This is a genomic window from Pseudomonas fluorescens group sp. PF-69, from assembly GCF_054481235.1.
The window spans coordinates 1,953,232-1,977,462 of the sequence record NZ_JBTMNC010000001.1 but is presented as its reverse complement, the minus strand read 5'-3'; the positions used below and the strand labels follow the sequence as shown (position 1 = coordinate 1,977,462).

Below are 24,231 nucleotides of genomic sequence, written 5' to 3'. Positions count from 1 at the left end.
GATCAACCGGGCAATACGTTGTTCAGGGTCTTGATCAGGGTTTCTTCGTCGACGGGTTTGGTCAGGTAGTCCCTGGCCCCTTGGCGCGTGCCCCAGACCTTGTCGGTTTCCTGATCCTTGGTGGTGATGATGATCACCGGGATATGCCCGGTTTCCGGGTCCTTGGTCAACTGACGGGTCGCCTGAAACCCGTTGAGGCCGGGCATGACGATGTCCATCAACACTGCGTCGGGCTTTTCCTGGCGCGCCAGGGCCACGCCGTCGGCGCCGTTTTCGGCTTTCAATACTTCATGACCGTGCTTTTCCAGCATGCCGGTCAGTTTGTACATTTCAGTCGGCGAATCATCGACGATCAGGATACGTGCCATGGTCTTCCCCATTCTTGTCGACGCCAGGCACGTTGGCCGAGCGTCACTGTAGGTGTCTTACTGCGGCAAAACGGCGGCAAAGCCCGGAACATGGGCCTGGATCGCGTTCAGCAGTTCTTCCTTGCTGAAAGGCTTGGTCAAAAACTGGTCGGAGCCGACGATACGCCCCTTGGCCTTGTCGAACAGCCCGTCCTTGGACGACAACATAATCACTGGCGTGGACTTGAACGCTGGGTTGTTCTTGATCAAAGCGCAGGTCTGATAGCCATCCAGACGCGGCATCATGATGTCGACAAAGATGATGCCGGGGTGATTGTCGGCAATCTTGGCCAGGGCATCGAAACCGTCGATGGCGGTGATCACTTCACAGCCCACGTTTTTCAACAGCGTTTCGGCGGTGCGACGAATCGTCTTCGAGTCGTCGATCACCATGACCTTCAAGGCGCTGGAATGCTGTTCCATAAATGCTCTGCCGTCGCCTTTGCGAATCAAATTGTCCATTTCCGGTAACCGGAGGGCTCGAAACCCTTGATGTTCAAGGGCCAGTACCACTTGGCAGCCTTTTTAGCACAGTCTCCAACACCAATCTATCGGCCAGCCTTCGCGGTGGTTTTTCCTTGACCGGGAACACACTCAGCGCCACTCTGACGCCACTTTTATACGGTCTCTTGGACTGATTTTTTGTGGGAGCGAGCCGGTTCCTACAGGGATCGACATAGGCCTCACCCACTTTAGAGGAAACACCCATGAGCGTTCGCGTCGGGATTGTCATGGACCCTATTGCCAGCATTTCCTATAAAAAGGATAGCTCGCTGGCCATGCTGCTGGCCGCGCAGAAGCGCGGCTGGGAATTGTTCTATATGGAACAGCGCGACCTGTACCAGGCCGAAGGCCAGGCGCGGGCGCGGATGCGTCCGCTGAAGGTCTTCGCCAATCCTGAAAAATGGTTCGAGCTGGAAGCCGAGCAAGACGCACTGCTGAGTGATCTGGACGTGATCCTGATGCGCAAGGATCCTCCGTTCGACATGGAGTTCGTCTACTCCACGTACCTGCTGGAGCAGGCCGAGCGTGCTGGCGTGCTGGTGGTCAACAAGCCGCAGAGCCTGCGTGACTGCAACGAAAAACTGTTCGCCACGCTGTTCCCGCAGTGCACGCCGCCGACCATCGTCAGCCGTCGCCCGGATGTGCTGCGCGAATTCGCCGACCACCACGGCGACGTGATCCTCAAGCCGCTGGACGGCATGGGCGGCTCGTCGATTTTCCGCCACACCGCGGGCCACCCGAACCTGTCGGTGATCCTCGAGACCCTGACCCTGCACGGTCAGCAGCAGATCATGATCCAGGGCTACCTGCCCGCCATCATCGATGGTGACAAACGTATCCTGATGATCGACGGCGAACCGGTGGACTACTGCCTGGCGCGCATTCCCGCCAAGGGCGAAACCCGTGGCAACCTGGCCGCCGGTGGCCGTGGCGAAGCGCGCCCGCTGACCGAGAAAGATCGCTGGATCGCCGCGCAAGTCGGCCCGACCCTGCGCGAAAAAGGCCTGCTGTTCGTGGGTCTGGACGTCATTGGCGAGCACCTGACGGAAATCAACGTCACCAGCCCGACCTGCATTCGCGAGATCGATAATGCGTTCGGTACCGACATTGGCGGCCTGCTGATGGAGGCTATCGACAAGAAGCTGCAAGCCGCAGGCAACAAGCCAAAGGCTTGATACAGCTTGTCGCTCGACACTTGAAGCTTGAAGCTAAAAACCAACATTGCGTTATCATGCCCAGCCCACGAAAACGCGATGTTGGTTTTTTGCCCCATGACCCTCCCGTCCGATCTGCCCGCCGAACTCGCCCACCGTGGCGTGCGCCCGGCTGATCGCCTCGGTTTTACCCTGTTTCTTGCGGCGCTGATTCACCTGGCCTTGCTGTTGGGCGTCGGCTTCACGATGGTCGAGCCCAAGCAAATCAGCAAAACCCTGGAAATCACCCTCGCCACGTTCAAAAGCGAAAAGAAGCCTGAGAAAGCCGATTTCCTCGCCCAGGAAAATCAACAAGGCAGCGGCACCCTGGATAAAAAGGCGATCCCCAAGACCACCGAGGTCGCGCCGTTCCAGGACAACAAGGTTCAGAAAGTCACGCCACCGCCAGCGGCCAAGCCTGAAGTGCGGGAGGCCCCGCCCAAGGCGGCGGTGACCACCGTCGCGCCGAAGCCGAAAAAAGCCGCAGCCAAGACCGAAGAACCCAAGACCGACACCAAACCAACCGTGGCCGCGCCGACGTTTGACACTGAACAGTTGTCCAGCGACATCGCCAGCCTGGAAGCGGAACTGGCCAATGAACAACAGTTGTACGCCAAGCGCCCGCGCATCCACCGCCTGAGCGCCGCCTCGACCATGAAAGACAAGGGTGCCTGGTACAAGGAAGATTGGCGCAAGAAAATCGAGCGCATCGGCAACCTCAATTACCCCGAAGAAGCCCGGCGCCAACAGATTTACGGCAGTTTGCGCCTGATGGTGTCGATCAACCGTGACGGCTCGCTGTATGAGGTGCTGGTGCTGGAGTCCTCCGGGCAACCGTTGCTGGATCAGGCGGCACAGCGCATCGTGCGCCTGGCCGCGCCCTTCGCTCCGTTTACCGGGGATCTGTCGGATATTGACCGGCTGGAAATCATTCGCACCTGGAAGTTTGCCCGTGGGGACAGACTCTCAAGCAACTGACCTACCGTAGCCTTGTGGGAGCGAGCCTGCTCGCGATGGTCGTCAACGATAACGCTGGAAGATTGAGACCACGCGGTGTTCTCAGGGTTATCGCGAGCAGGCCCGCTCCTGCAGGGATTGTGTCGCCAACAGCAATTTGCGGCATTCCCTGCGCATCCCCAGCTTGTCAGTTTGCCCCTCCAACGCCACACTAGCGCTCATGAAAAACGTCAGCCCCAGCTACCTCAAGCATCAATTCCTGATCGCCATGCCGCACATGGTCGACCCGAACTTTGCGCACACCTTGACCTACATCGTCGAGCACACGGCCAACGGTGCCATGGGGCTGGTGGTCAACCGTCCGCAAGACCTGAATCTGGCCGATATCCTCGAGCAATTGCGCCCGGATATCGAACCACCTGCACTCTGCCAGCATGTGCCGATTTTCATCGGCGGCCCGGTGCAGACCGATCGCGGGTTTGTCCTGCATCCTTCGGGGCAGAGCTATCAGGCGACCGTTGATCTGGAAGGCGATTTATCCCTGTCGACCTCCCAGGACGTACTGTTCGCCATCGCCGACGGCGTCGGCCCGGCGAAAAGCCTGATAGCCCTCGGTTATGCCGGCTGGGAAGCCGGGCAACTGGAAGCCGAACTGGCGCAGAACGCCTGGCTGACCTGCCCGTTCGACGCTGACGTCCTGTTCAACACCAGCAGTGAATTGCGCCTGGAAGCCGCCGCCAAGCACCTGGGCATCAACCTCAGCCTGCTCACCAGCCAGGCGGGGCACGCCTGATGGCCCTGCGGCTGATCCTCGGATTCGACTACGGCACCAAACAGATCGGCGTTGCGGTAGGCCAGGTGATTACCGGCCAGGCCCGCGAGCTGTGCACCCTGAAAGCGCAGAATGGCATTCCCGACTGGGATCAGGTCGAAGCCCTGATCAAGGAATGGAAACCCGACGCCGTGGTGGTCGGCCTGCCGCTGAACATGGACGGCACGCCCAGCGACATGTGCGCCCGCGCGGAAAAGTTCGCCCGTCGCCTGAATGGCCGCTTCAACCTGCCCTTCTATACCCACGACGAACGCCTGACCACGTTCGAGGCCAAGGGCGAACGCCGTGATCGTGGCGGCCAGAAAGGCAGTTACCGCGACAACCCGGTCGATGCCATCGCCGCCGCCCTGCTGCTGCAAGGCTGGCTCGACGAAAACAGCGCTTTGTTCGAATCCTGATGCACCCAATCCTGAAGAGTCGCCATGCGGCTCTTTTAGTAACAACCCGAGCCAACCCAAGCACAACCCGACTCGGGTCCAAGAAGGAGCAACCATGAGCCTGCCCAATCCCACCGAACTGATCAGCCAGATGGCGATCCGTCTCAAGGCACACCTGGAACACCGTGGCATCAGCGAACCGCGTTACATCGGCATTCGTACCGGCGGCGTCTGGGTCGCCCAGGCCCTGCTCAAAGAGCTGGGCAGCCATGAGCCCCTCGGCACGCTCGACGTTTCCTTCTACCGCGACGACTTCAGCCAGAACGGCCTGCACCCGCAAGTGCGTCCCTCTGCCCTGCCGTTCGAAATCGAAGGCCAGCACCTGGTGCTGATCGACGACGTACTGATGAGCGGCCGGACCATCCGCGCGGCCATGAACGAACTCTTCGACTACGGGCGTCCGGCCAGTGTGACGCTGGTGTGCCTGCTGGACCTGGACGCCGGCGAACTGCCGATCCGCCCGAACGTGGTGGGTGCAACACTGTCACTCGCCGCCCACGAGCGCGTGAAGCTGTCCGGCCCGGAGCTCAAGCTCGAAGTGCAAGACCTCGCCCTTTAATTCGCCCTATTGAGAGTCCCCCTTGCGATGACGCCTCTAGAAACCAAGCGCCCGCTGCAGCTCAATGATCAGGGCCAGCTGCGCCACTTCCTCTCGCTCGACGGTTTGCGCCGCGAGCTGCTGACGGAAATCCTCGACACCGCCGACTCGTTCCTCGAAGTCGGCGCCCGCGCGGTGAAGAAGGTCCCGCTGCTGCGCGGCAAGACCGTGTGCAACGTGTTCTTCGAGAACTCCACCCGCACCCGCACCACCTTCGAACTGGCGGCCCAGCGCCTGTCGGCGGACGTGATCACCCTGAACGTGTCCACGTCGTCGGCGAGCAAGGGTGAAACCCTGCTCGACACCTTGCGCAACCTGGAAGCCATGGCGGCCGACATGTTCGTCGTGCGACACGGTGACTCCGGCGCCGCGCACTTCATCGCCGAACACGTGTGCCCGCAGGTGGCGATCATCAACGGCGGCGACGGCCGTCACGCCCACCCGACCCAAGGCATGCTCGACATGCTCACCATCCGCCGGCACAAGGGCGGCTTCGAGAACCTCTCGGTGGCCATCGTCGGCGACATCCTGCACTCGCGGGTGGCCCGGTCGAACATGCTGGCGCTGAAAACCCTGGGCTGCCCGGACATCCGCGTGATCGCCCCGAAAACCCTGCTGCCGATCGGTATCGAGCAATACGGCGTGAAGGTCTACACCGACCTGGCCGAAGGCTTGAAAGACGTCGACGTGGTGATCATGTTGCGTCTACAGCGCGAACGCATGACCGGTGGCCTGCTGCCGAGCGAAGGCGAGTTCTACCGCCTGTTCGGCCTGACCACTGCGCGCCTGGCCGGCGCCAAGCCCGATGCCATCGTGATGCACCCGGGGCCGATCAACCGTGGCGTGGAGATTGAGTCGGCGGTGGCCGACGGCCCGCACTCGGTGATCCTCAATCAGGTGACCTACGGCATCGCCATTCGTATGGCCGTTTTGTCCATGGCCATGAGCGGGCAGACTGCCCAGCGCCAATTCGAGCAGGAGAACGCCCAGTGAAGCTCAGCATTCTCGGTGCCCGCGTGATCGATCCAGCCAGCGGCCTGGATCAAGTTACCGACATCCACATTGAAGCCTGCAAGATCGTCGCCATTGGCGCCGCACCGGCCGGTTTCGTCGCCGTCGACACCCTCGACGCCAAAGGCCTGGTGGCCGCCCCTGGGCTGGTCGACCTCAATGTTGCCCTGCGTGAACCGGGCTACAGCCGTAAAGGCTCGATCGTCAGCGAAACCCGCGCGGCCGCGGCCGGTGGCGTGACCAGCCTGTGCTGCCCGCCAAAAACCAAACCGGTGCTGGACACCTCGGCGGTGGCCGAACTGATCCTCGACCGCGCCCGCGAGGCCGGCAACACCAAAGTCTTCCCGATCGGCGCCCTGAGCAAAGGCCTGGACGGCGAACAGCTGGCAGAGCTGGTCGCGTTGCGCGATGCCGGCTGCGTGGCCTTCGGCAACGGCCTGGAGAGCTTCCGCAACACCCGCACCCTGTGCCGGGCGCTGGAGTACGCGGCAACCTTCGACCTGACGGTGATTTTCAACTCCCAGGACCATGATCTGGCCGAAGGCGGTTTGGCCCACGAAGGCCCGACCGCGAGTTTCCTCGGCTTGCCGGGCATTCCGGAAACCGCCGAGACCGTGGCCCTGGCCCGGGACCTGCTGCTGGTCGAGCAAACCGGCGTGCGCGCGCACTTCAGCCAGCTCACCAGCGCTCGCGGCGTAGCCCTGATCGCCCAGGCCCAGGCCCGTGGCCTGAAGGTCACTGCGGATGTCGCCCTGTACCAGTTGATCCTGACGGACGAAGCGCTGATCGACTTCAACAGTCTGTATCACGTCCAGCCGCCGCTACGCACCCGCGCTGACCGCGAGGGTCTGCGTGCGGCAGTGAAGTCGGGCGTGATTTCGGCGATTTCAAGCCACCACCAACCCCACGAGCGCGACGCCAAACTGGCGCCGTTCGGTGCCACCGAGCCCGGCATCAGCAGCGTCGAACTGCTGCTGCCATTGGCGATGACGCTGGTGGAAGACGGTTTGCTGGACTTGCCGACCCTGCTGGCGCGCCTTGGCGCCGGTCCTGCCGAGGCCTTGCGCCTGCCGGCCGGCAAGCTGGCGGTGGGTGGCGCGGCGGATATCGTGTTGTTCGACCCTGCGGCTTCGACCGTGGCCGGGGAAAGCTGGCTGTCCAAAGGCGAGAATTGCCCGTTCATCGGACATAGCCTGCCGGGTCTGGTGCGTTACACCCTGGTGGATGGACGGATCAGTCACCAAGCGTAAGACCGTGTCATCCCAATCGCTAGCAGGGCTAGCTCCCACAGGGGATTTGTGAGGTTCACAGACCCCCCGTGGGAGCTAGCCCTGCTAGCGATGGCTTACTGAAAGGCACCTCGGCTCTGCGCGTTACGCAGCGAAACCTGGTCATTCAGCGTCCAGAAGTCATACAGCACGCCCACGAAGAACAGCCCGCCCGTCAGCAGGTAGATCAACCCGCTGATCCATTTCCCCTGGTACATCCGGTGCACACCGAACACCCCGAGAAACGTCAGCAGAATCCACGCGACGTTGTATTCGATCGGGCCGGCGGTGAACCGCAGGTCGGCTTCACGGTCCATTGACGGGATCAGGAACAGGTCGATCAACCAGCCAATCCCCAACAAACCGAAGGTGAAGAACCAGATCGTCCCCGTGACCGGTTTGCCGTAATAAAAGCGGTGAGCGCCGGTGAAACCGAAAATCCACAACAGATAACCAATCACTTTGCTGTGGGTATCTTGGTGGGGAACGGGTTGTTGATAGGTGTTCATGGATGACCTCGATTCACACGATAGATAAATATTCTTGAATTCTTTGTGACTTTTTTACGAGCACCCGACGTATGGCAAGTGGTACGTTGTCTCCCGTCAAAGCCTTATAGCACCTGACTTCTGTCCGACAATGGCGTCTTTTTGCCGCTTATTTAGTTCCGTTGACCCCCAGGTTGAATCGACCAACGGCCTCGGAAGGGACAAAAAAGCTGTTATAAAGTTGCGCGCTAACCCATACGAGCCCTGCCTAATGCGTCCATTTATAAAGACATGGCTAACCATTTGCCTGTTATTGCCACTGGCCGCCCACGCCACCAATCGTGAGCAACGTCTTCCGAACGTCAATGGTTACACGCCGAAATCCCATGCTTCTGCTCCTTCGAACAAAAGCAAAAAATCAGTCAAACACGCTCCACAGCTGGCCAGCAACAAAAAAGGCCTGGTTCCGCCGATGGCGAACAAGGAAAGCAGCAATGTGCTGAGCCGTGCGGTCAATGTCCTCGGTACGCCGTACCGTTGGGGCGGCAGCAGCCCGAGCAAAGGCTTCGACTGCAGCGGTCTGGTGAAATACGCGTTCAACGACGCCACGTTTGACCTGCCACGCACCTCCAATGCCATGGCTAGCGGTCACGGCGAGAAGGTCAATCGCAACGACCTGAAGCCAGGCGACCTGATTTTCTTCAACATCAAGAGCCGTCGAGTCAATCACGTTGCCATCTACCTGGGCAACGACCGCTTCATCCACGCACCACGTCGTGGCAAGTCGGTGACCATCGACACACTGAAGAAGCCGTACTGGGAAAACCACTACGCCGTTGCCAAACGAGTTCTGCCGAAAGATCAGAACGCGATGCGGGTTGTTCAGCGCTGATTACATCCGCTGGAACCTGCTTCGAATGTAACGACCTCTTCGCGAGCACGCTCGCTCCCACATTGGAATGCAGTCCCCTGTGAGAGCGAGCTTGCTCGCGAAGCCTCCTGTAAAGCGCCACAGCTTCCCCTCAGAAATTATCCGGTGACCGCGCCTTCTCCCGCGCATGGTCGCGGCTGACCAGGCCCTTGGCCACCAGCTCCTTCAGTCCCATGTCCAACGTCTGCATGCCCAGCGACCCGCCCGCCTGAATCGACGAATACATCTGCGCCACCTTGTCTTCGCGGATCAGGTTCCGGATCGCCGACGTGCCGAGCATGATCTCGTGGGCCGCCATACGCCCGCCGCCAATCTTCTTGACCAGGGTCTGGGAAACCACTGCCAGCAACGACTCGGACAACATCGAGCGCACCATCGACTTCTCATCCCCCGGAAACACGTCGATGATCCGGTCGACGGTCTTCGCCGCCGAGGTGGTATGCAGCGTGCCAAACACCAGATGACCGGTCTCGGCGGCCGTCAACGCCAGGCGAATGGTCTCCAGGTCGCGCATCTCGCCCACCAGAATGACATCCGGGTCTTCGCGCAGGGCTGAACGCAAGGCTGCGGGGAAGCTGCGGGTGTCGCGATGGACTTCGCGCTGATTGATCAGGCATTTGCGCGATTCGTGGACGAACTCGACAGGGTCTTCGATGGTGAGGATATGGTGGTGACGATGGTTGTTCAGGTAATCGATCATCGCCGCCAGCGTCGTGGACTTGCCGGAGCCGGTCGGGCCGGTGACCAGCACCAGGCCACGGGGAGCGTCGGTCATTTTGCGAAACACATCGCCCATGCCCAATTCCTCCATGCTCAAGACCCTGGAGGGGATGGTGCGAAACACGGCGCCAGCACCACGACTCTGGTTGAACGCATTGACCCGAAAACGCGCGACGCCAGGCAAATCAAAGGAAAAGTCGGTTTCCAGGTGCTTCTCGAAGTCCACCCGCTGGGTGTCGTTCATGATGTCGTAGATCAGCGCCTGCACTTCCTTGTGATCCAGGGGCGGCAGGTTGATGCGCCGCACATCGCCGTCGACACGAATCATTGGCGGCAGGCCCGCAGACAGATGCAGGTCGGATGCTCCTTGTTTGGCGCTGAACGCCAGCAGCTCAGTGATATCCATAGCACGCCTCAATTCCAGTAGAATGCCGCCAACCTCAGACCCGCTGGCGCCCCTTGAATGTCCACGATAGCAGACAACATTGCACTGGTTAGTTCGCGCATCCGCGCCGCCGCCCTCGCCGCCAACCGGGACGAACACAGCGTCCAGCTGCTGGCCGTGAGCAAGACCAAACCCGCACAAGCCCTGCGCGAAGCCTATGCCGCCGGCCTGCGCGACTTTGGCGAAAACTACTTGCAGGAAGCCCTGGGCAAGCAGCTCGAATTGGCCGACCTGCCCTTGATCTGGCACTTCATCGGCCCCATTCAATCGAACAAGACTCGCGCAATCGCCGAGCACTTCGCCTGGGTGCATTCCGTGGATCGCCTGAAAATCGCACAACGCTTGTCGGAACAGCGACCTGCCGATCTGCCACCGTTGAACATCTGCATCCAGGTCAACGTCAGCGGTGAGGCCAGCAAATCCGGCTGCACCCCGGCCGACCTGCCGGCCCTGGCCAATGCCATCAGCGCCCTGCCTCGCCTCAAGTTGCGCGGATTGATGGCGATTCCCGAGCCGACTGAAGATCGCGCCGCCCAGGATGCCGCCTTTGCTGCCGTGCAGAATCTGCAAGCCAGCCTGAATCTGCCGCTCGACACACTCTCCATGGGCATGAGCCACGATCTCGAATCGGCCATCGCTCAAGGCGCCACCTGGGTCCGCATTGGTACGGCCCTGTTTGGCGCTCGCGACTATTCACAGCCTTGATCCATGGCTTACACACTTTTTATAAGGACCTGACATGAGCAAGACGCGTATTGCCTTTATCGGTGCCGGCAACATGGCCGCCAGTCTGATCGGCGGCCTGCGGGCCAAAGGCCTGGACGCCGCGCAGATCCGCGCCAGCGATCCGGGTGAAGAAACCCGCGCCCGCGTGAGCGCCGAACACGGCATCGAAACCTTTGCCGACAACGCACAGGCCATCGACGGTGCCGATGTGGTCGTGCTGGCGGTCAAGCCTCAAGCGATGAAAGCGGTCTGCGAAGCGATCCGTCCAAGCCTGAAGCCTGAGCAACTGGTGGTTTCGATTGCCGCCGGCATCACCTGCGCCAGCATGAATAGCTGGCTCGGCGCCCAACCGATCGTGCGCTGCATGCCCAACACCCCGGCACTCCTGCGCCAGGGCGTGAGCGGCTTGTTCGCCACCGCCCAGGTAACCGCCGAACAACGCCAACAGGCGCAAGAGCTGCTGTCGGCCGTCGGTATCGCCCTGTGGCTGGACGAGGAGCAGCAACTGGACGCGGTCACCGCGGTATCCGGTTCCGGCCCGGCGTATTTCTTCCTGCTGATCGAAGCCATGACCGCTGCGGGCGTGAAACTCGGCCTGCCAGCCGACATCGCCGCTCAACTGACCCTGCAAACCGCACTGGGCGCGGCTCACATGGCGGTCTCCAGCGACGTCGACGCCGCTGAACTGCGTCGCCGCGTCACCTCGCCGGCGGGCACCACGGAAGCGGCGATCAAGTCGTTCCAGGCCGGTGGCTTCGAAGCGCTGGTAGAAAAAGCATTGGGCGCCGCCGCGCACCGTTCGGCCGAAATGGCTGAGCAACTCGGTCGCTAATCAGCTCTTACAAAGGAATCAATGATGCTCGGACTCAATGACGCTGCCATTTTCGTGATTCAAACCCTGGGCAGCCTGTATCTGCTGGTGGTGCTGTTGCGCTTTATCCTGCAACTGGTGCGGGCGAACTTCTACAACCCGCTCTGCCAGTTCGCCGTGAAGGCCACTCAACCGCTGCTCAAGCCACTGCGCCGGGTCATCCCGAGCATGTTCGGGCTGGACATGTCGTCACTGGTGCTGGCGCTGATCGTGCAAATGGTGCTGTTCGCCGTCATCCTGCTGCTCAGCGGCTACAAGGTGGACGTGCTGTTCCTGGTGCCATGGGGTTTGATCGGCATTTTCGCGCTGTTTCTGAAAATCCTGTTCTGGGCGATGATCATCAGCGTGATCCTGTCCTGGGTCGCTCCGGGCAGCCATAACCCTGGCGCCGAGCTGGTGCAGCAGATCACTGAACCGGTACTCGCGCCGTTCCGCCGGATCATTCCGAACCTGGGCGGCCTCGACATCTCGCCCATCTTCGCCTTTATCGCGCTGCAGTTGCTGCAGAGCTGGCTGATTCCGCGCCTGGCGTACTACGCCCTGATGCCAAAAGAGCTGTTCGGGCTGATCTGATACTGATGCGGCGGCCCGGTTGAGCGAGTCATCGCTCATCGCGGGCTAGCCCCGCTGACCACATTGGAATCTGTACTCCTGTGGGAGCGTGGCTTGCCCGCGATAGCCGCACCTCGGCCGTTCAGGAAAAATCAGGCCCGCCCTTTGCTTGCCGCTAACCCCACTGGTCTTTAGACTTACGCCTCATTTCAACGAGAGCAGGGTCGATGCCAGCTGCCTTCCCCCCCGATTCTGTTGGTCTGGTGACGCCGCAAATGGCGCACTTCAGCGACCCCCTGGCGTTGGCCTGCGGTCGTTCGCTACCAGCCTATGACCTGATATACGAGACCTACGGCACGCTGAACGCCACGGCGAGCAACGCCGTGCTGATCTGTCACGCCTTGTCCGGGCACCACCACGCGGCCGGCTATCACAGCCCCGACGACCGCAAACCCGGTTGGTGGGACAGCTGCATAGGCCCCGGCAAGCCCATCGACACCAACAAGTTCTTTGTGGTCAGCCTGAACAACCTCGGTGGCTGCAACGGCTCCACAGGCCCAAGCAGTATCAATCCCGAGAGCGGCAAGCCGTTTGGCGCCGACTTTCCGGTGCTGACCGTGGAAGACTGGGTGCACAGCCAGGCGCGCCTCGCCGATGTGCTCGGCATCGGCCAATGGGCGGCCGTCATCGGCGGCAGCCTGGGCGGCATGCAGGCCCTGCAGTGGACCATCACTTACCCGGACCGCGTGCGGCACTGCCTGGCCATCGCCTCGGCACCGAAGCTGTCGGCGCAGAACATCGCCTTCAACGAAGTGGCACGCCAGGCGATCCTCACCGACCCGGACTTCCATGGCGGTTCGTTCCAGGAACACGGCGTGATCCCCAAGCGCGGGCTGATGCTGGCGCGGATGGTCGGGCACATTACCTACCTGTCCGACGATTCCATGGGCGAGAAATTCGGTCGCGGCCTGAAAAGCGAGAAGCTCAACTACGACTTCCACAGCGTCGAGTTCCAGGTCGAAAGCTACCTGCGCTACCAGGGGGAAGAGTTCTCCGGGCGGTTCGACGCCAACACCTACCTGCTGATGACCAAGGCCCTGGACTACTTCGACCCGGCCGCCAATTTCGATGATGACCTGGCCAAGACCTTCGCCGGTGCCACCGCCAGGTTCTGCGTGATGTCGTTCACCACCGACTGGCGCTTCTCCCCTGCCCGCTCGCGGGAACTGGTGGACGCGCTGATGGCCGCGCGCAAGGACGTCTGCTACCTGGAGATCGACGCACCGCAGGGCCACGACGCCTTCCTGATTCCGATCCCGCGCTACTTGCAGGCGTTCGGCAATTACATGAACCGCATAACGTTGTGAGATAGCCATGAGAGCTGATCTGGAAATCATCCAGGAATGGATCCCCGCCGGTAGCCGCGTGCTCGACCTCGGTTGTGGCGATGGCGAGCTGCTGACCTGGCTGCGCGACAACAAGCAGGTCACCGGCTATGGCCTGGAAAACGACGCGGACAACATCGCCGAATGCGTGGCCAAGGGCATCAATGTCATCGAACAGGACCTGGACAAGGGCCTGGGCAACTTTGCCAGCAACAGCTTTGACGTCGTGGTCATGACCCAGGCGCTGCAGGCGGTGCATTACCCGGACAAGATCCTCGACGAAATGCTGCGGGTCGGACGCCAGTGCATCATCACCTTCCCCAACTTCGGTCACTGGCGCTGCCGCTGGTACCTGGCCAGCAAGGGACGGATGCCGGTTTCCGAGTTTCTGCCGTACACCTGGTACAACACGCCGAACATCCACTTCTGCACTTTCGAAGACTTTGAAGCCTTGTGTCGCGAACGTGAAGCCAAGGTCATTGATCGGCTTGCCGTGGATCAACAGCATCGGCACGGGTGGGCCAGTAAGCTATGGCCTAATCTGTTAGGTGAGATCGGTATCTACCGCGTCAGCAGCCCGGGGCTTGCAGACCATAAGGTCGCGGTCTGAATCACCCACATTCCGAGGAGAAAATCATGGGTCGTCTAGCGCTGTTTCTACTCACCGCCTGCCTGAGCGTCACGGCCATGGCCGCCGACGTCATCAAGAGCGAGCGCCAGGAAACCTTTGGCGACGTGACGGTGCACTACAACACCTTCAACTCCACGTACCTGACGCCGGACATCGCCAAGTCGGCCGAACTCATTCGCAGCAAGAATCAGGGCGTGATCAATATTTCGGTGCTCAAGGACGGCAAGCCGCTGATGGCCCAAGTCACTGGCACGGTCAAAGACCTGACCAGCCAGAGCGTGCCACTGAGCTTTAAACAGATCACCGAGCAGGGCGCCATTTATTACATCGCCCAGTACCCTGTGCCTCAACAGGAAACCCGCACCTTCGAGATCAAGGTGCAGACCGGTGACAAAATTAACACCATCAATTTCAACCAAGAGCTCTTCCCCGGCGAATGATCAACTTCACGCAACTCGTACTGGCCAGCCACAACGCCGGCAAACTCAAGGAACTCCAGGCCATGCTCGGCGACTCGGTGCAACTGCGCTCGATCGGCGAGTTCAGCCAGGTCGAGCCTGAAGAAACCGGTTTGTCGTTCGTCGAGAACGCCATTCTCAAGGCCCGAAACGCCGCGCGCATTTCCGGCCTGCCGGCGCTGGCCGACGATTCCGGGTTGGCGGTGGATTTCCTCGGTGGCGCGCCGGGCATCTACTCGGCGCGGTATGCCGATGGCAAGGGCGATGCGGCGAACAACGCCAAACTGCTGGATGTCCTCAAGGACGTGCCCGAGGCCGAGCGTGGCGCACAGTTCGTCTGCGTGCTGGCCCTGGTGAGACATGCCGAAGACCCGCTGCCGATTCTCTGCGAGGGCCTGTGGCACGGTCGCATCCTGACGGAGGCCAGCGGCGAGCACGGCTTTGGCTACGACCCGCTGTTCTGGGTGCCGGAGCGCGATTGCTCCAGCGCCGAGCTGAGCCCGGGCGACAAGAACCGGATCAGTCACCGCGCCCGCGCAATGGATCTGCTGCGCCAGCGTCTGGGCCTGAAATGACCCACGACCGCTCCGCGTCGCCGCTGATTTTCGGCGGTGCCGCGCAATCGCCTCGGGCGGCCCTGCCGGTACTGCCGCCCCTGGCGCTGTACATCCACATCCCGTGGTGTGTGCGCAAATGCCCTTATTGCGACTTCAACTCCCATACCGCCAGCCCGGTGCTGCCGGAAGAAGAGTACGTCGACGCCTTGCTGGCCGACCTTGATCAGGACCTGCACGCTGTCTATGGCCGCGAGTTGAGCTCGATTTTCTTCGGTGGCGGCACGCCAAGCCTGTTCAGCGCTGCCGCGTTGGGCCGACTGCTCAAAGGCGTGGAACAACGCATCCCCTTTGCCCACGACATCGAAATCACCCTGGAAGCCAACCCCGGCACCTTCGAGCAAGAGAAATTCGTTGCCTACAGGGCGCTCGGCATCAATCGCCTGTCGATCGGTATCCAGAGCTTCCAGCAGGCAAAGCTCGAGGCACTGGGGCGGATTCACAACGGCGACGAAGCGGTGCGAGCCGCCGGCATGGCGCGCCAGGCCGGGTTCGACAACTTCAATCTGGACCTGATGCACGGTCTGCCGGATCAGTCCCTGGAGGACGCCCTGAGCGACCTGCGCCAGGCCATCGCCCTGAAGCCGACCCACCTTTCCTGGTATCAGCTGACCCTGGAGCCGAACACCGTGTTCTGGAACCAGCCGCCGACGCTGCCGGAAGACGATACGTTGTGGGACATTCAGGAAGCCGGCCAGGCACTGCTGGCCGAACACGGTTACGCGCAGTACGAGGTCTCGGCCTACGCCCAACCGGGCCGCCCGGCACGGCATAACCTCAATTACTGGAGTTTCGGCGACTTCATTGGTATCGGCGCCGGCGCCCACGGCAAGCTCAGCCACCCGGACGGGCGCATCGTGCGCACCTGGAAGACTCGCCTGCCGAAGGACTACCTCAACCCAGCCAAAAGCTTCCAGGCAGGCGAGAAAGCCCTGACCAACGACGAAATGCCGTTCGAGTTCCTGATGAATGCCCTGCGCCTGACCGAAGGGGTCGAATCGCGGCTGTATCCGGAACGCACCGGACTGTCCCTGGAAAGCCTGGCCGAAGCTCGTCGCGAAGCCGAACAAAGTGGCCTGTTGCAGGTCGAACCGACACGTCTGGCGGCTACCGAGCGCGGACAGCTATTCCTCAACGACTTGCTGCAGAAGTTTCTGACATAAGGAAATCGAATGGATCTGGTACTCGACCTGCTCGCCACCGTTTCTCGCTGGAGCCGCAGCAATCTCTCGGAAATCGCCCTGGCCCTGGTGGGCTGTCTGCTGGTGCTGTTCGGCGCGGATTTCAAGGGCTGGGTCGACCAACGACTGGGCAGCATCGCTGGCGCCTTGCGCGTGCCGCTGATGGCCCTGCTGTGCATGATCGGCAGCGGCGCCGCCCTGATCTACGCCACGCCGTGGATCGTTCGGGGCTTGAGCCAATTCAACAACTACAGCCTGGCGCCGGTGTTGCTGGTGGTGCTGGTGCTCATCGGCGTCGTCGCTGACCGCCGCTAACTTTCGGCTGTACATAAAACAACTGTGGGAGCGAGCCTGCTCGCGATGAGGGGCTGACATTCAACCTCTTCGTCGACTGTCAGACCGCTATCGCGAGCAGGCTCGCTCCCACAGGTTTTACGCCAGTTTTTCGAACTTCAGATCCCACACGCCATGCCCAAGACGTTCGCCACGGCGTTCGAACTTGGTGATCGGCCGCTCGGCCGGGCGCGGTACGCACTTGCCGTCTTCGGCCAGGTTGCGATAACCCGGCGCGACGCTCATCACTTCCAGCATGTATTCAGCGTACGGTTCCCAGTCGGTAGCCATGTGCAGAATGCCGCCGACCTTCAACTTGCTGCGTACCAGCTCGGCGAACGACGCCTGAACGATGCGACGCTTGTGATGACGGCTCTTGTGCCACGGGTCCGGGAAAAACAGCATCAGGCGATCGAGGCTGTTGTCGGCCACGCAACGGTTGAGCACTTCGATGGCATCGCAATCGTAGACCCGCAGGTTGGTCAAACCCTGGGTCAGCACGCCGTTGAGCAACGCACCAACGCCCGGACGGTGTACTTCGACGCCGATGAAATCCTGCTCCGGAGAAGCCGCCGCCATTTCCAGCAGCGAATGGCCCATGCCGAAACCGATTTCCAGCGAGCGCGGTGCCGAGCGACCGAACACCTGGTCGAAGTCCACCGGCGCGTCGGCCAGGGGCAGCACGAACAGCGGTGCGCCCTGCTCCAGGCCACGTTGCTGGCCTTCGGTCATGCGCCCGGCACGCATCACGAAACTCTTGATGCGGCGGTGTTGGCGCTCGTCGCCTTCTTCCGTCTGGATAGGCGTGTCGTTCGATTCAGTCATCAATGGCTCTTACTTGATCAGACCATCCAGCGGCGAAGAGGCGCTGGCATAGAGTTTTTTCGGCATGCGGCCAGCGAGGTAAGCCAAACGGCCCGCAACGATGGCGTGTTTCATGGCTTCCGCCATCATGATCGGCTGTTGGGCGTGGGCGATCGCCGAGTTCATCAGCACGGCGTCACAACCCAGCTCCATGGAGATGGTCGCGTCGGAAGCGGTACCGACCCCGGCATCCACCAGCACCGGGATTTTGGCTTCTTCAAGGATGATCTGCAGGTTGTACGGGTTGCAGATCCCCAGGCCCGAACCGATCAGACCGGCCAGCGGCATCACCGCGATGCAGCCGATTTCCGCCAGTTGCCGGGCGATGATCGGGTCGTCACTGGTGTAGACCATCACGTCGAAGCCTTCCTTGACCAGCGATTCGGCGGCCTTGAGGGTTTCGATCACGTTGGGGAACAGGGTTTTCTGGTCCGCCAGCACTTCCAGCTTCACCAGGTTGTGGCCATCGAGCAGCTCACGGGCCAGGCGGCAGGTGCGCACGGCCTCGACTGCGTCGTAGCAACCGGCGGTGTTCGGCAGAAAGGTGTAGCGATCCGGCGACAGGAAATCCAGCAGGTTCGGCTCGCCCTCGTTCTGGCCGAGGTTGGTACGACGCACGGCGAAAGTGACGATCTCGGCACCCGAGGCCTCGATGGCCAGGCGGGTTTCTTCCATGTCACGGTATTTGCCGGTACCCACCAGCAAACGCGACTGGTAAGTACGACCGGCCAGGACGAAAGGCTTGTCGCTACGAACGATGCTCATGGGAAATCCTCTGTAGGAGTGAGGGTCTTGCAGAATTTTCGGCTCATGCAGGCCAGACGGCTAGCCACCGCCGATGGCATGCACGACTTCGACGTTGTCGCCGTCGTTGAGCGTGGTATCGGCATGCTGACTGCGCGGAACGATATCCAGATTGAGTTCCACCGCCACCCGGCGTCCGGTCAGGTCCAGACGGGTCAGCAGGGCCGCAACGGTTTCACCGTCGGGCAGTTCAAAGGATTCGCCGTTCAACTGAATGCGCATGCCGGATGCCGCCATCATTTTTAGGGGCTGGCATTCTAGCCCGATCGTGACCTAAAGGTCAGCAACAAGCGTCAAGCGGTAAGCTGCAAGCGCCAGGCGGCAAGGCCCAGGCAAAACCAGCCAACCAGGAATGCCAGGCCGCCAAAAGGCGTGATGATGCCAAGCTTGCTGAAGCCGGTCAGGGTCAGCACATACAGGCTGCCGGAGAACAGCAGGATGCCGATGGCAAAGGACGCACCGGCCCAGGTGATCAGCCGACCGGGAATCTGCGTGGCCAGCAGCGCCACACCCAGCAATGCCAGGGTATGCACCAGCTGATAGGTGACGCCAGTGTGGAAAATGGCCAGGTACTCGGCACTCAGGCGATTTTTCAGACCGTGGGCGGCGAACGCGCCAAGGCCGACACCGGTGAAACCGAAAAAAGCGGCCAGCATCAGAAAGCCACGCAGCATGAAGAACTCCAGTCAGACGCAATCAACAGGGTCTGTATAATGGCCCGCTCAACGGGTTCGGCCAAGCCATCTCTATGCTGCGTATATATTTCCGTCGTTTCACGAAGGCCGTGCTCTGGTTCATGGGCGGCAGCGTATTGCTGGTGCTGATCTTTCGCGTAGTGCCGCCACCGGGCACGGCATTGATGGTCGAACGCAAGATTGAATCGTGGTTCAACGGCGAGCCCATTGACCTGCAACGCACCTGGAAGCCCTGGGATGAAATCTCGGACGACCTGAAAGTCGCGGTAATCGCCGGGGAAGATCAGAAATTCCCGGAGCACTGGGGCTTTGACTTCGGGGCGATCCAGGCCGCACTGGCCCATAACGAGCTCGGCGGCACGGTTCGCGGCGCCAGCACCCTGAGCCAGCAGGTTTCGAAAAACCTGTTCCTGTGGTCAGGTCGCAGCTGGTTGCGCAAAGGCCTGGAGGCCTGGTTTACCGGACTGATCGAAGTGTTCTGGCCCAAGCAGCGGATTCTTGAGGTGTATCTCAACAGCGTCGAGTGGGATGACGGGGTATTTGGTGCCGAGGCCGCTGCACGACATCACTTTGGCATCAGCGCGAAAAACCTCAGCCGCCAGCAATCGAGTCTATTGGCCGCTGTGCTGCCAAACCCGCGCGTGTGGAGCGCCAGCCATCCGACTTCGTACGTTTCGCGGCGTGCGGGGTGGATACGGCAGCAGATGAGCCAGTTGGGGGGGGACAGTTATTTGATTGGACTGAACGATTCCCGCCGGGCGCCGTGGTCTCAGTAACACTGCGTATCCCCTGTGGGAGTGAGCCTGCTCGCGATGAGGTCATCACATTAAACATTGATGTCGTCTGATTCGACGCCATCGCGAGCAGGCTCGCTCCCACATTGGGGATGTGTGAGGCCAGAAACAAAAACGCCCCGATCAATGATCGGGGCGTTTTTTATTGCCTGCTTGCCGGTTACGCGGCAATCGACAACTTGAGTTTGTTCATCGCGCTCTTCTCGAGCTGACGAATACGCTCGGCCGATACGTTGTACTTCTGCGCCAGATCGTGCAGCGTGGCTTTTTCTTCTGCCAGCCAACGCTGATAGAGGATGTCCCGGCTGCGGTCGTCCAGCACTTCCAGCGCTTCGTGCAGATTGTGATTGGAGTTGTCGCTCCAGTCGGCATCTTCCAGTTGACGGGCCGGGTCGTACCGGTGGTCTTCCAGGTAGTTGGCCGGCGACTGGAAAGCACTGTCATCATCAGCTTCGGCAGCCGGGTCGAAGGCCATGTCATGGCCGGTCAGGCGACTTTCCATCTCGCGCACTTCCCGCGGCTCTACGCCGAGGCTTTCCGCCACGCGATGGACTTCCTCGTTGTTCAACCAGGCCAGGCGTTTCTTCTGACTGCGCAGGTTGAAGAACAGCTTGCGCTGGGCCTTGGTGGTCGCGACCTTCACGATCCGCCAGTTGCGCAGGATGAATTCGTGGATTTCCGCCTTGATCCAGTGCACGGCAAAGGACACCAGGCGCACGCCCATTTCCGGGTTGAAGCGCTTCACGGCCTTCATCAGGCCGACGTTACCTTCCTGGATCAGGTCAGCCTGAGCCAGACCGTAGCCGGAATAGCTACGGGCGATATGAACGACAAAACGCAGGTGGGCGAGCACCATCTGCCGAGCCGCCTCAAGATCCTGCTCATAGTAGAGACTCTCGGCCAGTTCACGCTCCTGCTCCGGCGTCAGCAACGGAATGCTGTTCACCGTGTGCACATAGGCCTCCAGGTTCGCACCCGGGACCAGAGCATATGCAGGTTGCAAAGAATTGGTCATACGAAAAAACCTCCGACTTACATAACTCGTGCAGTTAAGCACTGCGAAAATTGACCAGAAACCGTAGAACAAGTTCCCATAAACGCTGAAAGGTCAATACGAGCAAAATGATACTACTTAGGCGCAAGCTCCCTCAGGTGGCGTGCGACTGCAATCCATGCACCGATATACCCCAACAGCACAGCGCCAAGCAAGAGCGACAGACCGTCGGCAACCGGCACTCCGGCCAGCGCGAAATTACTGCCGTACAAACCGGCCAGTCCGACTACCGCGTCATTCAGCCAGTCAAGGCCAAACGCCAATACGCCCCAGGAAAAAATCCCCGCACCGAAACCATAAAGCGCGCCCATATAAAGAAAGGGCCTGCGCACATAGCTGTCAGTGCCGCCGACCAGTTTAATCACTTCTATCTCTGTGCGGCGGTTTTCAATATGAAGACGAATGGTATTGCCTATCACCAAAAGTAATGCAGAAACCAGAAGCACGGTCAGACCGAAGACAAAACGGTCGCCCAGCTTGAGAATGGCTGCCAGACGCTCCACCCAGACTAAATCAAGCTGCGCCTGCTGTACCTTCGGCAGATCGGAAAGTTTTTGTCTTAATGCTTCAAGTGTCGGCTTATCGACTTCTTTCGGCGTCACCAGGACCACGCCGGGTAGCGGGTTTTCCGGCAACTCCTTGAGGGCGTCGCCCAGGCCGGACTGCTGCTGGAACTCTTCCAGCGCCTGATCCCGGCCTACATATTCGGCATCGGCCACGCCCGGCATGCCCTTGATCTGCGCGCGTAGCGCCTCGCCCTCAGCCGGGCTGGCCTCGAGCTGCAAGTACAGCGAAATCTGCGCAGCACGCTGCCAGGAACCACCCAGACGTTCAACGTTACTTAGCAAAAGTGACAGGCCCATGGGCAAACTCAGGGCCACCGCCATCACCATGCAGGTGAAAAAGCTGCCGATGGGCTGCTTACCCAGTCGGCGCAGGCTGTCCAGCAGGCTGGCGCGATGGCTTTCGATCCAGGCGCGAAACAGCGTCGCAAAGTCCGGGCCATCATCGTCGTCGCCTTTTTTCTTGGTCGGTTGCGGATCGGCGGCCTTCGGCGCCACGCGTTCTGAAACCTTCGGACTGCGAGTTGCACTCATACGCCGGCCTCCCCGTCGCCGATCAATCGACCGCGTTGCAGGGTCAGCATGCGGTGGCGCATGCGCGCGATCAGTGCCAGGTCGTGACTGGCGATCAATACGCTGGTGCCCAAACGGTTGATGTCTTCGAACACGCCCATGATTTCCGCCGCCAGCCGCGGGTCGAGGTTACCGGTCGGTTCGTCCGCCAGCAGCAAAGCCGGACGGTGAACGATGGCGCGGGCAATGCCGACGCGTTGTTGCTGGCCGGTGGAGAGGTCGCCGGGGTACAGATCGGTCTTGTCCGACAGCGCCACGCGCTCCAGGGCCGAATCCACACGCTTGGCGATTTCCGCCTTGGACAGGCCAAGAATCTGCAACGGCAGCGCGACGTTGTTGAACACCGTGCGATCAAACAACAGTTGATGGTTCTGGAACACCACGCCGATCTGCCGGCGCAGGAATGGAATCTGTGCGTTGCTGATGGTGCTCAGGTCTTGCCCGGCCAGCAGCAACTTGCCGCTGGTGGGTCGCTCCATGGCCAGCAGCAGGCGCAACAACGTACTTTTACCGGCACCGGAATGACCGGTTACAAACAAAAACTCACCGCGACGCACTCGAAAGCTCAGCTCATGCAAGCCGACGTGACCGTTCGGGTAGCGTTTACCGACCTGTTCGAAACGAATCATGAACGCTCCCGCTCGGCAAACAGCGCCTGGACAAAGGGTTCAGCTTCAAAAGTGCGCAAATCGTCGATGCCTTCACCGACACCGATGTAGCGGATCGGCAGACCGAACTGCTTGGCCAGGGCAAAAATCACCCCACCCTTGGCGGTTCCGTCGAGTTTGGTCAGTGCCAGGCCAGTCAGCTCGACGGTCTGGTTGAACTGTTTGGCCTGGTTGATGGCGTTCTGGCCGGTGCCGGCGTCGAGCACCAGCAACACTTCGTGCGGTGCATCGGCGTCGAGCTTGCCGATCACCCGGCGAACTTTTTTCAGCTCTTCCATCAGGTTGTCTTTGGTGTGCAGACGACCGGCCGTGTCGGCGATCAACACATCGATGCCACGGGCCTTGGCGGCCTGCACGGCGTCGAAGATCACCGAAGCCGAGTCGGCGCCGGTGTGCTGGGCAATCACCGGGATCTTGTTGCGCTCACCCCAGACCTGCAATTGCTCGACCGCTGCGGCACGGAAGGTGTCACCGGCAGCGAGCATGACTTTCTTGCCTTCCAGCTGCAGTTTCTTCGCCAGCTTGCCGATGGTGGTGGTCTTGCCGGCACCGTTGACGCCAACGACCAGAATCACGAACGGCTTGTTTTGCGAGGTGATTTTCAGCGGTTGCTCGACGGGCTTGAGCATGGCCGCCAGTTCGGCTTGCAGGGACTTGTACAAGGCATCGGAATCAGCCAGCTCCTTGCGCGCGACCTTCTGGGTCAAGCGCTGAATGATCACCGAAGTGGCTTCGACCCCGACGTCGGCGGTCAGCAGACGGGTTTCGAGATCATCGAGCAGCTCATCGTCGATGGCTTTCTTGCCCAGAAACAGGCTGGCCATGCCTTCGCCGATGCTGGCGCTGGTCTTGGACAGGCCTTGCTTGAGGCGGGCGAAGAAACCGGCCTTGGTTTCTTCGGTGCGGACTGGCTCGACCGGCACGACGGCAGGTGCAGGCTCTGGCGCTTTGACAACCGGCGCGGCAACCACCGGCTCAATCACTGGCGACCGAACCGGCTCTTGCGCCACTGGCGTGTGCACAGGAATCGGCGGCGTCACATGGGGCGCCTGCTCATCTTCGACCAGAGCCACCGGCTCTTCCGCCACCGGCAACGTCAGCCAGGGCTGAGCGACCGGGGCCTGTGGCAATTCGGTCGGGGCTTCGTCAACAGGCGCGGCAACCGGTTGCAGCACCGGCTCGGCGATGGGCACCACAACGGGCGCAGTCTCTGCTTGTGGCGCTGGCGTTGGTTCAGGAATTGGCTGTGGCTGTTCGACGGCGGGTTCCTGCGGCTTTTTGCGCAGCCATCCGAACAGGCTTTTCTTTTCGCCAGCCGCAGCTGGGGTCTTCTTGTCGTCGTTGGAACCAAACATGGGGGACGGCTATCTCACGGTAGCGACGCGCCAACGGGCGCCCCGGCAAATAAATATTCGATGCAGAACAGACTGCGATTGACCCAGCTTGTTCACGCGCAACATTTTGTCGAGGTGCTCATCGGCACCTCAAGAAATCGACTTCTCATAGGACTAAAGCAGCAAAATCGGCGAAAAAGCGGAATTCAGTTGATAAATATCCACCTTCCGTCGTAAACCCAATCAACCTGATCAAGCATAAAGGCCTGATAGGCGTGGCCGCCGCTAAAACGGATCAGTATCCTAGCACCTCCTCGCCCGCCTAGGCTAAGACCAAGCG

Annotated in this window: 30 protein-coding genes; 18 read left to right on the top strand and 12 right to left on the bottom strand. The window is 60.8% G+C overall.

Annotated elements, in window-relative coordinates; genetic code table 11:
- Positions 1-2: 2 nt before the first annotated feature.
- Both pilH and pilG read right to left on the bottom strand, forming a co-directional pair.
- Complete coding sequence (pilH, locus tag ACX3YF_RS09070; protein ID WP_047539122.1) at positions 3-368, bottom strand: twitching motility response regulator PilH; 366 nt, start codon at positions 366-368, stop codon at positions 3-5.
- Between the two features lie 57 nt (positions 369-425).
- Positions 426-830, bottom strand: a complete 405-nt coding sequence (pilG, locus tag ACX3YF_RS09065; protein ID WP_090326068.1) for a twitching motility response regulator PilG — start codon at positions 828-830, stop codon at positions 426-428.
- A 284-nt stretch (positions 831-1,114) separates the two neighbouring features.
- Between pilG and gshB the strand changes: the two genes are divergently transcribed.
- The 7 genes from gshB (at position 1,115) to ACX3YF_RS09030 (ending at position 7,189) form a co-directional block, all read left to right on the top strand.
- Positions 1,115-2,086, top strand: a complete 972-nt coding sequence (gene gshB / locus ACX3YF_RS09060) for a glutathione synthase (protein WP_130206653.1) — start codon at positions 1,115-1,117, stop codon at positions 2,084-2,086.
- Positions 2,087-2,182: 96 nt separating this feature from the next.
- Entirely contained in the window at positions 2,183-3,082 is a 900-nt protein-coding gene (locus ACX3YF_RS09055; RefSeq protein ID WP_130206655.1) for an energy transducer TonB, read from the top strand.
- Positions 3,083-3,281: 199 nt separating this feature from the next.
- Entirely contained in the window at positions 3,282-3,854 is a 573-nt protein-coding gene (locus ACX3YF_RS09050; RefSeq protein WP_130206657.1) for a YqgE/AlgH family protein, read from the top strand.
- A complete protein-coding gene (gene ruvX, locus ACX3YF_RS09045) occupies positions 3,854-4,291 on the top strand; it encodes a Holliday junction resolvase RuvX (RefSeq protein ID WP_130206659.1) in 438 nt (145 codons plus the stop codon). Before ACX3YF_RS09050 ends, ruvX begins: the two co-directional genes overlap by 1 nt.
- Before the next feature lie 94 nt (positions 4,292-4,385).
- Positions 4,386-4,889: a bifunctional pyr operon transcriptional regulator/uracil phosphoribosyltransferase PyrR gene (gene pyrR, locus ACX3YF_RS09040; RefSeq protein WP_047534509.1), complete on the top strand. Its 504-nt coding sequence runs from the start codon at positions 4,386-4,388 to the stop codon at positions 4,887-4,889.
- Between the two features lie 27 nt (positions 4,890-4,916).
- Complete coding sequence (locus tag ACX3YF_RS09035; protein WP_047534513.1) at positions 4,917-5,921, top strand: aspartate carbamoyltransferase catalytic subunit; 1,005 nt, start codon at positions 4,917-4,919, stop codon at positions 5,919-5,921.
- Positions 5,918-7,189 carry a dihydroorotase gene (locus ACX3YF_RS09030; RefSeq protein WP_458973650.1) on the top strand — a complete coding sequence of 424 codons (1,272 nt, stop codon included), beginning with the start codon at positions 5,918-5,920 and terminating at the stop codon, positions 7,187-7,189. Before ACX3YF_RS09035 ends, ACX3YF_RS09030 begins: the two co-directional genes overlap by 4 nt.
- A gap of 95 nt (positions 7,190-7,284) precedes the next feature.
- On the opposite strand, the gene ACX3YF_RS09025 is transcribed toward ACX3YF_RS09030, so the two are convergent.
- Entirely contained in the window at positions 7,285-7,716 is a 432-nt protein-coding gene (locus tag ACX3YF_RS09025; protein ID WP_130206663.1) for an NINE protein, read from the bottom strand.
- A gap of 250 nt (positions 7,717-7,966) precedes the next feature.
- Between ACX3YF_RS09025 and ACX3YF_RS09020 the strand changes: the two genes are divergently transcribed.
- On the top strand, positions 7,967-8,587 hold the full coding sequence (locus ACX3YF_RS09020; protein WP_130206665.1) for a C40 family peptidase: 621 nt from the start codon (positions 7,967-7,969) through the stop codon (positions 8,585-8,587).
- A gap of 130 nt (positions 8,588-8,717) precedes the next feature.
- On the opposite strand, the gene ACX3YF_RS09015 is transcribed toward ACX3YF_RS09020, so the two are convergent.
- Positions 8,718-9,752, bottom strand: coding sequence for a type IV pilus twitching motility protein PilT (locus tag ACX3YF_RS09015; RefSeq protein ID WP_448647578.1), 1,035 nt, complete (start codon positions 9,750-9,752; stop codon positions 8,718-8,720).
- 57 nt (positions 9,753-9,809) lie between these two features.
- Here ACX3YF_RS09015 and ACX3YF_RS09010 point away from each other — a divergent pair, with 57 nt between their 5' ends.
- The 9 genes from ACX3YF_RS09010 to ACX3YF_RS08970 all read left to right on the top strand — a co-directional run bounded on the left by ACX3YF_RS09010 (position 9,810) and on the right by ACX3YF_RS08970 (position 16,524).
- Complete coding sequence (locus ACX3YF_RS09010) at positions 9,810-10,496, top strand: YggS family pyridoxal phosphate-dependent enzyme (protein ID WP_103402805.1); 687 nt, start codon at positions 9,810-9,812, stop codon at positions 10,494-10,496.
- 34 nt (positions 10,497-10,530) lie between these two features.
- A complete protein-coding gene (proC, locus tag ACX3YF_RS09005; protein ID WP_204149753.1) occupies positions 10,531-11,349 on the top strand; it encodes a pyrroline-5-carboxylate reductase in 819 nt (272 codons plus the stop codon).
- A 24-nt stretch (positions 11,350-11,373) separates the two neighbouring features.
- Positions 11,374-11,961 carry a YggT family protein gene (locus ACX3YF_RS09000; protein ID WP_047534529.1) on the top strand — a complete coding sequence of 196 codons (588 nt, stop codon included), beginning with the start codon at positions 11,374-11,376 and terminating at the stop codon, positions 11,959-11,961.
- A 206-nt stretch (positions 11,962-12,167) separates the two neighbouring features.
- Positions 12,168-13,307 carry a homoserine O-succinyltransferase MetX gene (gene metX / locus ACX3YF_RS08995; protein ID WP_130206673.1) on the top strand — a complete coding sequence of 380 codons (1,140 nt, stop codon included), beginning with the start codon at positions 12,168-12,170 and terminating at the stop codon, positions 13,305-13,307.
- A 7-nt stretch (positions 13,308-13,314) separates the two neighbouring features.
- The gene (metW, locus tag ACX3YF_RS08990) at positions 13,315-13,935 is read left to right on the top strand and encodes a methionine biosynthesis protein MetW (RefSeq protein WP_047534534.1); all 621 of its coding nucleotides are present in this window, start codon (positions 13,315-13,317) and stop codon (positions 13,933-13,935) included.
- 26 nt (positions 13,936-13,961) lie between these two features.
- Positions 13,962-14,396, top strand: coding sequence for a DUF4426 domain-containing protein (locus tag ACX3YF_RS08985; RefSeq protein ID WP_090326107.1), 435 nt, complete (start codon positions 13,962-13,964; stop codon positions 14,394-14,396).
- Positions 14,393-14,989, top strand: coding sequence for an RdgB/HAM1 family non-canonical purine NTP pyrophosphatase (gene rdgB / locus ACX3YF_RS08980; RefSeq protein WP_130206677.1), 597 nt, complete (start codon positions 14,393-14,395; stop codon positions 14,987-14,989). The genes ACX3YF_RS08985 and rdgB overlap by 4 nt, the downstream gene beginning before the upstream one ends.
- Complete coding sequence (hemW, locus tag ACX3YF_RS08975) at positions 14,986-16,191, top strand: radical SAM family heme chaperone HemW (RefSeq protein ID WP_458973649.1); 1,206 nt, start codon at positions 14,986-14,988, stop codon at positions 16,189-16,191. Before rdgB ends, hemW begins: the two co-directional genes overlap by 4 nt.
- 9 nt (positions 16,192-16,200) lie before the next feature.
- On the top strand, positions 16,201-16,524 hold the full coding sequence (locus ACX3YF_RS08970) for a DUF3392 domain-containing protein (RefSeq protein ID WP_130206681.1): 324 nt from the start codon (positions 16,201-16,203) through the stop codon (positions 16,522-16,524).
- A gap of 117 nt (positions 16,525-16,641) precedes the next feature.
- Here ACX3YF_RS08970 and trmB read toward each other — a convergent pair whose 3' ends face one another.
- The 4 genes from trmB to ACX3YF_RS08950 form a co-directional block, all read right to left on the bottom strand.
- The gene (gene trmB, locus ACX3YF_RS08965; RefSeq protein WP_448647580.1) at positions 16,642-17,367 is read right to left on the bottom strand and encodes a tRNA (guanosine(46)-N7)-methyltransferase TrmB; all 726 of its coding nucleotides are present in this window, start codon (positions 17,365-17,367) and stop codon (positions 16,642-16,644) included.
- A gap of 9 nt (positions 17,368-17,376) precedes the next feature.
- Positions 17,377-18,171 carry a thiazole synthase gene (locus tag ACX3YF_RS08960; RefSeq protein ID WP_103402814.1) on the bottom strand — a complete coding sequence of 265 codons (795 nt, stop codon included), beginning with the start codon at positions 18,169-18,171 and terminating at the stop codon, positions 17,377-17,379.
- A 60-nt stretch (positions 18,172-18,231) separates the two neighbouring features.
- Entirely contained in the window at positions 18,232-18,432 is a 201-nt protein-coding gene (thiS, locus tag ACX3YF_RS08955; RefSeq protein WP_007953386.1) for a sulfur carrier protein ThiS, read from the bottom strand.
- 71 nt (positions 18,433-18,503) lie between these two features.
- The gene (locus ACX3YF_RS08950) at positions 18,504-18,884 is read right to left on the bottom strand and encodes a DUF423 domain-containing protein (RefSeq protein ID WP_047534549.1); all 381 of its coding nucleotides are present in this window, start codon (positions 18,882-18,884) and stop codon (positions 18,504-18,506) included.
- Positions 18,885-18,958: 74 nt separating this feature from the next.
- Here ACX3YF_RS08950 and mtgA point away from each other — a divergent pair, with 74 nt between their 5' ends.
- Positions 18,959-19,681, top strand: coding sequence for a monofunctional biosynthetic peptidoglycan transglycosylase (gene mtgA, locus ACX3YF_RS08945; protein WP_047534552.1), 723 nt, complete (start codon positions 18,959-18,961; stop codon positions 19,679-19,681).
- Positions 19,682-19,859: 178 nt separating this feature from the next.
- On the opposite strand, the gene rpoH is transcribed toward mtgA, so the two are convergent.
- The 4 genes from rpoH to ftsY form a co-directional block, all read right to left on the bottom strand.
- Positions 19,860-20,714, bottom strand: coding sequence for an RNA polymerase sigma factor RpoH (gene rpoH, locus ACX3YF_RS08940; protein ID WP_047534555.1), 855 nt, complete (start codon positions 20,712-20,714; stop codon positions 19,860-19,862).
- Positions 20,715-20,827: 113 nt separating this feature from the next.
- Positions 20,828-21,850: a permease-like cell division protein FtsX gene (gene ftsX / locus ACX3YF_RS08935; RefSeq protein WP_047534558.1), complete on the bottom strand. Its 1,023-nt coding sequence runs from the start codon at positions 21,848-21,850 to the stop codon at positions 20,828-20,830.
- Positions 21,847-22,518: a cell division ATP-binding protein FtsE gene (gene ftsE / locus ACX3YF_RS08930; protein ID WP_003229148.1), complete on the bottom strand. Its 672-nt coding sequence runs from the start codon at positions 22,516-22,518 to the stop codon at positions 21,847-21,849. The genes ftsX and ftsE overlap by 4 nt, the downstream gene beginning before the upstream one ends.
- A complete protein-coding gene (ftsY, locus tag ACX3YF_RS08925; protein WP_458973648.1) occupies positions 22,515-23,912 on the bottom strand; it encodes a signal recognition particle-docking protein FtsY in 1,398 nt (465 codons plus the stop codon). The genes ftsE and ftsY overlap by 4 nt, the downstream gene beginning before the upstream one ends.
- Positions 23,913-24,231 lie beyond the last annotated feature (319 nt).

Excerpts from the sequence above, each read along its gene's own strand:
- pilH (WP_047539122.1), bottom strand. The coding sequence starts at position 368 with ATGGCACGTATCCTGATCGTCGATGATTCGCCGACTGAAATGTACAAA.
- pilG (WP_090326068.1), bottom strand. The coding sequence starts at position 830 with ATGGAACAGCATTCCAGCGCCTTGAAGGTCATGGTGATCGACGACTCG.
- gshB (WP_130206653.1), top strand. The coding sequence starts at position 1,115 with ATGAGCGTTCGCGTCGGGATTGTCATGGACCCTATTGCCAGCATTTCC.
- ACX3YF_RS09055 (WP_130206655.1), top strand. The coding sequence starts at position 2,183 with ATGACCCTCCCGTCCGATCTGCCCGCCGAACTCGCCCACCGTGGCGTG.
- ACX3YF_RS09050 (WP_130206657.1), top strand. The coding sequence starts at position 3,282 with ATGAAAAACGTCAGCCCCAGCTACCTCAAGCATCAATTCCTGATCGCC.
- ruvX (WP_130206659.1), top strand. The coding sequence starts at position 3,854 with ATGGCCCTGCGGCTGATCCTCGGATTCGACTACGGCACCAAACAGATC.
- pyrR (WP_047534509.1), top strand. The coding sequence starts at position 4,386 with ATGAGCCTGCCCAATCCCACCGAACTGATCAGCCAGATGGCGATCCGT.
- ACX3YF_RS09035 (WP_047534513.1), top strand. The coding sequence starts at position 4,917 with ATGACGCCTCTAGAAACCAAGCGCCCGCTGCAGCTCAATGATCAGGGC.
- ACX3YF_RS09025 (WP_130206663.1), bottom strand. The coding sequence starts at position 7,716 with ATGAACACCTATCAACAACCCGTTCCCCACCAAGATACCCACAGCAAA.
- ACX3YF_RS09020 (WP_130206665.1), top strand. The coding sequence starts at position 7,967 with ATGCGTCCATTTATAAAGACATGGCTAACCATTTGCCTGTTATTGCCA.
- ACX3YF_RS09015 (WP_448647578.1), bottom strand. The coding sequence starts at position 9,752 with ATGGATATCACTGAGCTGCTGGCGTTCAGCGCCAAACAAGGAGCATCC.
- ACX3YF_RS09010 (WP_103402805.1), top strand. The coding sequence starts at position 9,810 with ATGTCCACGATAGCAGACAACATTGCACTGGTTAGTTCGCGCATCCGC.
- proC (WP_204149753.1), top strand. The coding sequence starts at position 10,531 with ATGAGCAAGACGCGTATTGCCTTTATCGGTGCCGGCAACATGGCCGCC.
- ACX3YF_RS09000 (WP_047534529.1), top strand. The coding sequence starts at position 11,374 with ATGCTCGGACTCAATGACGCTGCCATTTTCGTGATTCAAACCCTGGGC.
- metX (WP_130206673.1), top strand. The coding sequence starts at position 12,168 with ATGCCAGCTGCCTTCCCCCCCGATTCTGTTGGTCTGGTGACGCCGCAA.
- metW (WP_047534534.1), top strand. The coding sequence starts at position 13,315 with ATGAGAGCTGATCTGGAAATCATCCAGGAATGGATCCCCGCCGGTAGC.
- ACX3YF_RS08985 (WP_090326107.1), top strand. The coding sequence starts at position 13,962 with ATGGGTCGTCTAGCGCTGTTTCTACTCACCGCCTGCCTGAGCGTCACG.
- rdgB (WP_130206677.1), top strand. The coding sequence starts at position 14,393 with ATGATCAACTTCACGCAACTCGTACTGGCCAGCCACAACGCCGGCAAA.
- hemW (WP_458973649.1), top strand. The coding sequence starts at position 14,986 with ATGACCCACGACCGCTCCGCGTCGCCGCTGATTTTCGGCGGTGCCGCG.
- ACX3YF_RS08970 (WP_130206681.1), top strand. The coding sequence starts at position 16,201 with ATGGATCTGGTACTCGACCTGCTCGCCACCGTTTCTCGCTGGAGCCGC.
- trmB (WP_448647580.1), bottom strand. The coding sequence starts at position 17,367 with ATGACTGAATCGAACGACACGCCTATCCAGACGGAAGAAGGCGACGAG.
- ACX3YF_RS08960 (WP_103402814.1), bottom strand. The coding sequence starts at position 18,171 with ATGAGCATCGTTCGTAGCGACAAGCCTTTCGTCCTGGCCGGTCGTACT.
- thiS (WP_007953386.1), bottom strand. The coding sequence starts at position 18,432 with ATGCGCATTCAGTTGAACGGCGAATCCTTTGAACTGCCCGACGGTGAA.
- ACX3YF_RS08950 (WP_047534549.1), bottom strand. The coding sequence starts at position 18,884 with ATGCTGCGTGGCTTTCTGATGCTGGCCGCTTTTTTCGGTTTCACCGGT.
- mtgA (WP_047534552.1), top strand. The coding sequence starts at position 18,959 with ATGCTGCGTATATATTTCCGTCGTTTCACGAAGGCCGTGCTCTGGTTC.
- rpoH (WP_047534555.1), bottom strand. The coding sequence starts at position 20,714 with ATGACCAATTCTTTGCAACCTGCATATGCTCTGGTCCCGGGTGCGAAC.
- ftsX (WP_047534558.1), bottom strand. The coding sequence starts at position 21,850 with ATGAGTGCAACTCGCAGTCCGAAGGTTTCAGAACGCGTGGCGCCGAAG.
- ftsE (WP_003229148.1), bottom strand. The coding sequence starts at position 22,518 with ATGATTCGTTTCGAACAGGTCGGTAAACGCTACCCGAACGGTCACGTC.
- ftsY (WP_458973648.1), bottom strand. The coding sequence starts at position 23,912 with ATGTTTGGTTCCAACGACGACAAGAAGACCCCAGCTGCGGCTGGCGAA.